The following is a 1,204-nucleotide window of genomic DNA, read 5'->3' as shown; positions in this document are numbered from 1 at the left end:
GTCCTAGGAGCAACCCTAAAACCACTACAACACTCCAAAACACACACCATCCGTATAGTCGCGCTGGAAAATAAGAGGGCTTCATCATGTGGTTAAAACTGCTCATTGCATTAGTGTTTATAGGAATGGTGGCCAGCTTAGCCGCAGGTGCAGGCTTTTTACTACATGACGAAAGCACCTCCAGGCGGTTACTCACATCACTTAAATGGCGCATTGCGTTAGCCTGCGTATTGATGGCCCTGCTTCTCTTTGGTTTCTTATCTGGCGAGCTTGGATAACTCACTAAAATACATAAACAAAGATAAAAAGCCCTACCCACACTACATCAACGAAATGCCAATACCAGCAGGATGCCTCAAAACCAAAGTGATGATCGTTAGTAAAGTGACCTTTGATAATTCTTACCAGCATGCTCGCCAAAATGAGCGTACAAATAATGACGTGGAGACCATGAAAGCCTGTCAATATAAAAAAAGTAGCCCCAAAAATACCGGCCTCTAGGGTAATGCCGTAATGATGATAGGCTTCATAATATTCGACGCCTTGGATAAGGATAAAGCAAATGCCCAGCAGTACTGTGCCTGCTAACCAGTTACGACAGGTCTGACGATAGCCAAGCTTCAGAGCTTCATGGGCAACCGTTAGTGTGATACTTGATGTCACCAAAATCAGTGTGTTCACTAAGGGTAATTGCCAGGGGCTAAGTACGCTGGAGGGCCCTGCAACAGAGGCATCAGGGGGATTGAGTAGCGGCCATTGAGGAACAAATTCGGGCCATAGCAAAGCAGATACGCCTTTTGCCCCCTCCCCTCCTAGCCATGGAATTGTGAAGGTCCTTACATAAAACAGTGCGCCAAAAAAAGCGGCAAAAAACATGACTTCTGAAAAAATAAACCAGCCCATTCCCCATCGAAACGAGCGATCCATTTGTGCGTCGTATAAACCGCCCATCGACTCGTGAATGACGTCTCGAAACCAAAACCCCATGACACAAATAACGCATAGTAAGCCAATAACTAACAATGGCGCCCCGGTGTTGTAAACTAACTTGATACCAATACCGGCCATCATGGCACCTAGCGCAAGCGACCCTAAAATAGGCCACCGGCTGTTCGCAGGAACGTAATAGCTGCCGCCGCTCATATTTTATCCCCCGCCGCGTTATTGTTATTGAGTGGATTAAGCGCAATGCGCTGTACCGGGT

The 1,204-nt window shown here is 46.8% G+C and carries 2 protein-coding genes; one reads left to right on the top strand and one right to left on the bottom strand.

The annotated features are described in order from the left end of the window. Window positions 1–86 precede the first annotated feature (86 nt). Window positions 87–278, top strand: coding sequence for a DUF2909 domain-containing protein (locus AC4FIA_RS17500; RefSeq protein WP_062373900.1), 192 nt, complete (start codon window positions 87–89; stop codon window positions 276–278). Window positions 279–282: 4 nt separating this feature from the next. Here the strand turns inward: AC4FIA_RS17500 and AC4FIA_RS17495 are convergent, their stop codons facing one another. Then, window positions 283–1,143, bottom strand: a complete 861-nt coding sequence (locus AC4FIA_RS17495; RefSeq protein WP_490366896.1) for a cytochrome c oxidase subunit 3 — start codon at window positions 1,141–1,143, stop codon at window positions 283–285. Window positions 1,144–1,204 lie beyond the last annotated feature (61 nt).

The organism is Thalassococcus sp., from assembly GCF_982780845.1.
The sequence above is the reverse complement of the archived record's forward strand: the minus strand, read 5'-3'. Positions and strand labels throughout refer to the sequence as shown.

Bases quoted from the DNA above. Each gene is read 5' to 3' on its own strand.
- AC4FIA_RS17495 (WP_490366896.1), bottom strand. From the start codon at position 1,143: ATGAGCGGCGGCAGCTATTACGTTCCTGCGAACAGCCGGTGGCCTATT.
- AC4FIA_RS17500 (WP_062373900.1), top strand. From the start codon at position 87: ATGTGGTTAAAACTGCTCATTGCATTAGTGTTTATAGGAATGGTGGCC.